The sequence below is a fragment of the Alkalibacterium indicireducens genome, assembly GCF_039522005.1.
GTDB lineage: Bacteria > Bacillota > Bacilli > Lactobacillales > Carnobacteriaceae_A > Alkalibacterium > Alkalibacterium indicireducens.
On sequence record NZ_BAAADA010000099.1, the window covers coordinates 1 to 7,324 of the forward strand.

Annotated in this window: 7 protein-coding genes; all 7 read left to right on the forward strand. The window is 46.1% G+C overall.

Features of this window, described 5'->3' with window-relative positions; all coding sequences use genetic code 11:
- Positions 1-200 precede the first annotated feature (200 nt).
- The 7 genes from ABFX15_RS06060 (at position 201) to ABFX15_RS06090 (ending at position 7,137) form a co-directional block, all read left to right on the forward strand.
- Positions 201-1,220: an NAD(P)/FAD-dependent oxidoreductase gene (locus tag ABFX15_RS06060; RefSeq protein WP_346024579.1), complete on the forward strand. Its 1,020-nt coding sequence runs from the start codon at positions 201-203 to the stop codon at positions 1,218-1,220.
- 40 nt (positions 1,221-1,260) lie between these two features.
- Complete coding sequence (locus tag ABFX15_RS06065; protein ID WP_346024580.1) at positions 1,261-2,319, forward strand: FecCD family ABC transporter permease; 1,059 nt, start codon at positions 1,261-1,263, stop codon at positions 2,317-2,319.
- Position 2,320: 1 nt separating this feature from the next.
- Positions 2,321-3,364: a FecCD family ABC transporter permease gene (locus tag ABFX15_RS06070; protein ID WP_346024581.1), complete on the forward strand. Its 1,044-nt coding sequence runs from the start codon at positions 2,321-2,323 to the stop codon at positions 3,362-3,364.
- A gap of 13 nt (positions 3,365-3,377) precedes the next feature.
- Entirely contained in the window at positions 3,378-4,328 is a 951-nt protein-coding gene (locus ABFX15_RS06075) for an ABC transporter substrate-binding protein (protein ID WP_346024582.1), read from the forward strand.
- A gap of 36 nt (positions 4,329-4,364) precedes the next feature.
- Positions 4,365-5,147: an ABC transporter ATP-binding protein gene (locus ABFX15_RS06080; protein ID WP_091265935.1), complete on the forward strand. Its 783-nt coding sequence runs from the start codon at positions 4,365-4,367 to the stop codon at positions 5,145-5,147.
- Positions 5,148-5,252: 105 nt separating this feature from the next.
- Entirely contained in the window at positions 5,253-5,906 is a 654-nt protein-coding gene (locus tag ABFX15_RS06085) for an SDR family oxidoreductase (protein ID WP_346024583.1), read from the forward strand.
- Positions 5,907-6,171: 265 nt separating this feature from the next.
- On the forward strand, positions 6,172-7,137 hold the full coding sequence (locus ABFX15_RS06090; RefSeq protein ID WP_346024584.1) for a DUF1002 domain-containing protein: 966 nt from the start codon (positions 6,172-6,174) through the stop codon (positions 7,135-7,137).
- Positions 7,138-7,324 lie beyond the last annotated feature (187 nt).

Below are 7,324 nucleotides of genomic sequence, written 5' to 3' on the forward strand. Positions count from 1 at the left end.
GTGTACGGAACCGTACGCACGGTGGTGTGAGAGGACGGTAAATAAATTAATTATTTACCTCCTACTCGATTGTAAACCAGGGTGGGGAAAAGAAGACGAAAGCACCGGTCTTAAGCGGATGTCATCTTGACACATTACTTTGTGAATGGTATAACTTGTATGAAAGTGATAATCATTCTCAATTATTGAAGAGGGCTACAATGGATAATACAAAAATAACAGACTGCACGATAATAGGTGGCGGGCCGGCAGGTCTCTACGCATCCTTTTATGCAGGCATGAGGGATCTCTCTGTACGTCTGATTGAAGTGAAAGAAACGTTGGGTGGGAAGCTTCATTTCTATCCGGAAAAAAGAATCTGGGATATAGGGGGCATGCCTCCTACACACGGGGCAGATGTCATGTCTTACCTGAAAGAACAGGGAACCTTGTTCGATCCGGAAATCATACTTAAAGAGAAAATAGTGAATATTGAAAAATTAAAAGAAAACTTATTTAAAGTGATCAGCGAATCTGGAGCATGCTACTACAGCCGGTCTGTAATCATAGCTGTCGGAGGCGGTCTAGTGTCTCCACGAAAACTGGCCATGCATAAAGCATCACATTATGAACAGACAAATCTGCATTACAGAATTTTTCGTATAGAAGACTTCTCAAGAAAAAAAGTTGTCATTGTCGGAGGAGGAAATTCAGCTATCGACTGGGCCAATGAACTGAAAGAAACGGCAGATGAACTTCATCTGATTCACAGAAACGACACCTTTCGGGCGCATGAGTCTCAGCTTAGAAAACTGAAAGAATCAAATGTGGCAATACATTCTTATACTTCAATAGAAACGTTGATACCTGACGATCAGGGAACCGACATTCAGGCCATAGAAGTCAGGAACAGCCAGACTGGTCAGCTGTTTACTTTGTCACTTGATGAACTGATCGTCAATATCGGGTTTGACAGTGAGCCGAATTTCTATCAGGAAAAAACTCTGAAATTGAACTTGAAAGACAACTACTATATTGAAGGAAATACACAGATGCAGACCTCCGTGGAAGGCATTTATGCTATTGGAGACATTGTTGATTATGAAGGGAAAGTCAGGCTGATTGCCGGTGCATTCCAGGATGCCATCAATGCAGTCAATCAGATCAAGTCAACGCTTCTTCCTGCTGAAACTCCTGAAGTTATCATGTCATCTTTTCATAAAGGCCTGCAGGAGAAATAAACGCGAACGAAATAATTGAATCAAAAGAAAAGGGCGTATTATGGAACAGATCAGAAAGGACCAGCTTACAAAAAAAGAGACACAGAAGCGGCTGATGAAGCGACTGAGTGCCCCTCATCCGGCCGCTCTTATTTTAATATCCAGTATAGTAGTGCTGGTTCTGATTATGATTGCTTCTATTTCTATAGGAGTCTCTGATATCGGGTGGCGAGATATATTAGAATCCTTTACCGCTTTTGACTCAAGCAGTACGAGTCACGTCATCATCAGAGACCTGAGGATTCCGCGTATTCTTGCGGCCGCTCTGGTTGGCGCCTTTCTTGCTGTGTCTGGTGTTATCATGCAGGCACTCACACTTAATCCGCTGGCCTCACCGTCCATTATGGGGGTGACATCAGGATCAGCTTTCATGATTGCTGTTGCTTTTGCTTTTCATCCCCAGTCCAGTTACTGGCAACTGATCCTGTGGTCTTTTGCTGGAGCAGGATTAGGGACCGGAATGGTTTTTCTTATCGGCTCCTTCAGTAAACGTGGACTGACTCCCGTTAAGCTGGCTCTAGCTGGAGCTGCGGTCAGCGCACTTCTCCAGTCCATGTCGACGATTATTGCCATCCATTTCAATGTCGCCAGAGACATCAACTTCTGGTTTGCAGGCGGAGTCGCGGGAGTTCGAATGGAAAGCGTCAGAGTGATCGGCATATTGGCATTTGCCGGACTGATCACTGCCTTCGCGCTGTCTCGGTCACTGACAATCATGGGGCTTGGAGAGGAGATGGCTAAGGGACTTGGAATCAGAATTGGCTGGATCAAGTTCGTTTCAGTTCTTGTTGTCTTGATTTTAACTGGTGCAGCCGTCTCGATCGCCGGTACGGTCGGATTTGTCGGACTGGTCATTCCTCATGTTGCGAAAAAAGTCATGGGAATGAACTACAGATGGGTCATACCAGGCTCTGCTGTCTTCGGCGCTGGTCTGCTTGTTCTTGCAGATATTGCAGCTCGAACGATCAATCCGCCTTACGAGACGCCTGTCGGGGCCTTGACTGCACTGATCGGGGTGCCATTTTTCCTTTTACTGGCTAGAAAAGAAGGGAGAGGCTGAAATGGAACAATCAAAGCAATCCTCTTATTATAAAGATAAAGCATTCAAGCGAAGTGCATGGCTCTTACTTTTTCTTATCTGTCTTTTAGGCGTTCTCGTCATGGTCAGTCTGGCCTCAGGCTATATGGCCTTGACACCAACTGAAATCTGGTTGACAGTTACGGGCGCTGGTACAGCTTCTCATGAGCTTCTCCTGTATCAGTTCCGTCTCCCGCGCATTGTACTGGCCGTACTGGTGGGAACTGGAATGGCTACGGCTGGTGCTATTTTTCAAGGCGTCACTCAGAATAGCCTGGCAGACCCTGGGATCATCGGCATCCATTCAGGATCAGGATTTTTTGCTGTTCTATACCTTTATCTTCTGACTTTGAATCAGGATCAGCCACCCGTATGGCTAAATGCTGGCCTGCCTTTTGCAGCATTTATCGGAGGCATCTCAGCTGCCGTACTTATTTATGTGCTTGCATGGAAAGAAGGGGTCACGCCGATTCGACTGGTTCTGGTCGGTATCGGAGTAAATGCCGGCTTTTCTGCGGCTCTGCTGCTTGTTCAGCTTAGAATGAGTGAAAGTGACTTTAACAGGGCACTGATCTGGCTCTCAGGCTCAATCTGGAATGCTTCCTGGGCTGCTGTCCTGAGACTGCTTCCGTGGATCCTGATATTCATCCCTTTATCTTTGTATAAAGCCAGAGTGCTGTCTGTCATGCAGCTCGGTGAGGAGATGGCTGTAGGACTAGGCACAGCGATTGAAAAAGAACGGATCAAGCTGCTGACCATAGGCGTTGGACTTTCCGCAGCAAGTGTATCAGCTGCCGGGGGCATCGCCTTTGTCGGCCTGATCGCTCCTCATCTGGCCAGAAGGCTGGTCGGAGGAAAGTTTCAGCGGCTGATTCCTGTATCAGCTGTGACCGGAGCCATTCTGATCGTCCTGTCCGATACATTGGCACGTACAATACTTGCACCATCTGAAATACCTGTCGGCCTGATTGTCTCTGTAATCGGTGCCCCTTACTTTATTTATCTATTAATAACTATCAAAGAATAATGGAGGAAATATGATGAAAAAACTAGTTTTAGGTACATTATCACTGACTTTACTTCTGGCGGCCTGCGGGAACAACGAGGAAGATACTGAACTGGATCCGGCTGATGGAACAGATGAAGCAACAGAAGAGGTACAGGAAAGTGGAGGCCCGCGTGTTCTGACAGATGGACTGGGGAACGAAGTAGAAATCCCGGAAGATCCGGAAGCAGTGCTTGCTTCTTATCTTGAAGACTACCTTACAGCACTTGACATCACACCTGTTGCGCAGTGGTCGATCAATGATGGAGAGGGCGTTCAGTCTTATCTTCAAGACGATCTGGCTGATGTGCAGACGATTCCGTATGATTTACCTTACGAATCCGTCATGTCAGTTGAACCTGATTTGATTCTTATCCGTGATCAGATCGAACAGGATATGGTGGACCAGTACAACTTGATTGCACCGACTTATGTTCTAAATGCCAGTCCAACAAGCTGGAGAGAAACAATGAGAGAAATCGGTACGGTTCTGGACAGAGAAGACGAAGCAGCTTCAGTTATCGAGTCTTACGATGCCAGGGCTGAGGAAACAGCGTCTCTAGTTCAGGAAACTGCAGAAGGTGAGTCAGCCGCTGCGATCTGGATGATCGATACGAGTCTGTTTGTTGTTCATCCCGAACGTTCGAGTGGCTCTGTCCTATACGGGGATGCGGGGTTTGATATTCCTGATGTCGTAGATCAGCTGTCTGATGATGCAGACTGGTCTGCTGTTTCACTAGAGGAGCTGGCTGAAATGGATGTTGATCATCTCTTCCTTATCTCAGATGCTGAAAGCGAACTCATGGAAGACCGGTTGTGGCAGAATATACCTGCTGTCGAAAATGACAATGTATACACATTTGACTCGCAGTCAGCCTGGTTGTATTATGGACCAATAGCTAACGAGCAGGTGCTGGAGCATATTGACAGCAGCCTGCAGCAGTAAAATATATTAACTAATAGTAAAGGAGGGGTGGGTAGCGTGTCACGGATATCTACAGATGACTTGTCTATCGGGTACGGACGTCAACTGATCGTCGACGGGCTCGAGCTGACGATTCCGGATTCAAAAATCACATGCATCATTGGACCGAACGGTTGCGGGAAGTCGACGATTCTGAAGACAATTGCTCGACTGCTTAAGCCATCAAGCGGGTCTGTACTCCTCGACGGAAAAGCTATCCATCAGCAGTCCACTAAAAGTATCGCCAAAAAAATAGCCATACTGGCTCAGTCACCGCATACGCCTGAAGAAATGACAGTCAAGGATCTGGTATCCTATGGCCGGTCGCCTTATCAGAAAGGATTTGGGCAGCTCTCAGGAAAAGACTGGGAAATGATCCACTGGGCACTGAAAGAGACAAATCTGCTGGAATACGCGGACCGTTATGTGCATGCCTTGTCAGGTGGACAACGCCAGCGCGTCTGGATCGCAATGGCCCTTGCTCAGGATACGGATATCCTGCTGCTCGATGAACCAACGACCTATCTGGATCTGGCGCATCAGCTGGATGTGCTTCAGGTGCTGGAGAAACTGAACCGGGATCAGAACAAGACGATCGTTATGGTTCTGCATGACCTGAATCATGCATCACGCTTTTCAGACTATCTCATCTCGTTAAGAGACGGAAAGATCATCAAAGCGGGTAAACCGTCAGAAGTTATGACCAATGGGGTGCTGAGAGACGTCTTCGATATCGATGCTCAAATCGTTCAGGATCCATCAACAAAAAAACCAGCCTGCCTGACCTATCACTTAATATAAATAATCATGAGGGAATCTTCTTCCAAAAAGTAAGCTTATCTTTGGAAGAATGATTTCCTTTTTGTTATGGTAAGATTGGAGATAAAATTTAAAGGAGCGATATTAATGAACGTATTGATAGTCGGAGCAAACGGTCAGATCGGCCGTCACCTAGTCGATATTCTTAAAGAAGAAGGCAAGCATAAACCAGTAGCTTTTGTCAGAAAAGAAGAACAAGTGAAGGAGTTTGAAGACAAAGGCGTAGAAGCCAGGCTGGGTAATCTGGAAGATTCAGTCGACAAAATTAAAGAACGCATGACTGACATCGATGCTGTTGTCTTTACTGCCGGTTCTGGAGGCAGTACAGGTGCAGACAAGACCTTGCTGATCGATCTGGATGGGGCAGTGAAAACAGTCGAAGCGACGAAAGCAGCTGGAATCGACCGGTTTGTCATGGTCAGTGCCATTAAAGCAGATGACCGTGATCAATGGAACGAAGAAATCAAACCGTATTATGTTGCCAAGCATTACGCTGATATGTGGCTGATGGATTCAAGTCTGAACCATACGATCGTCCGCCCGGGTATGCTGGAAAACGAAGACTCAATCGGAACGGTAACAGCCAGTACTGATATCGGTACACCAGATGACTTTAGTATCCCTAGAGTAGATGTGGCTAAAGTGATAGCAGCCAGTCTTGATACGGAAGCAACCTACAAAAAAGCATTCGACCTGGTCACTGGTAAAGACGAAATCAGTGATGCACTGACCAAATTATAAGCCTATAAACTGCGTAGTCTAAGGATAGACAGCAAGGGAACAATCAGCGTACGTTTCCCTTTATGATAATGAGGGAACAGGATGTCAATGATTTCGATAAAGTGCAGTCGGTCAATGTTCTCGGCGTGTTCCTGGGACTGAAGCGGCTGCTGGGGTCTCTCCGGCGGCTGCTTTTATTACATAGGAAAATTTTTATGTTGGTGGTATACTGTAGTCTAGATTAAATAGTTTGTTTGAATGAGTTATACAAAGGAGAGAATTAAATATGAAGAAACAATTAAAAAAACTGATGGCTGCAGGTATCGCATTGACTGCATCAGCTGTGCTGATGATGCCTTCTGCACAGGCTTCTGAAGGCATCGACACAAGCGTTGTCAACGAAGCATGGGGCCTTCCCACATATGTATATGGCGGCGGGTTGAATGATGCCCAGATCGAAGAAACGGCTGACCTTTTAGGCATAGACAGCATGGATAATGTAGCCAGCGTTGCTGTAACAGGTGAAGACCTTCAGAACTATCTGGGTACAGGCTCCGGGAATACGGCCAGCATGATCTCATCTGTTCTGGTCCAGAGGGAAAATGAAGGACATGGTGTCAATGTTATCAACAAAACCCCGGATAATATCACTCAGATTACTGAAGAACAATACAGCAATGCAGCCATTACTGCCGGAGTAGAAGATGTGACCATCATGGTAGCCAGTATCCGCCCGGTGACTGGCGAAAGTGCCTTGACTGGAATTTTTAAAGCGTTCGATGTAAACGGTGAGGAACTGGATCAGGACCGTATGAAGGTTGCACAGGAGGAACTGGAAACGACGAATCAGATTGCTCAGGAAAATGCGGGTGAAGAGGAATTCGACTCCAGCCGTCTGGATCAGGCAATTGTTGAAATCAAGCAGCAGTTGGCAGAACTACGAGACCGTCAGGATGAACTGGCTACGAGGGAAGAAATCGAACAGATCATCAATGATGCATTGGAAAACAATAATCTTCAATCTGTGATTTCTCAGGATCAGGTTGATCGACTCTTGGCATTCTTTGAACGCTATCAGCAGACTGGGGCGATTGATTCAGCTCAAGTCAGACAACAGCTGGAACAGTTGTCCGGTAACTTGCGTGATCGTTTTGGAGACGCTTGGCAGCAGGCAGAAGACAGCGGATTAGTCGATCAGATCGGCAACTTCTTCAGACAAATCTGGGAAGCAATCAGAGGCCTGTTCAACTAATTATTAACCAGATATTAAAATTATAAGCTTTAAGCTCAGCATGTAAGGAGAACGATCTCTTTCTTAAGCTGAGCCTGAGGCTTTTTTGATTGAAAGAATTGAGATGCACAAAACTGAGGAACTGTCAAATTTTTTATGAAAACTAAAAATTAAAGGTGGTGAAGGCCCACTGACTATACCAATCGGA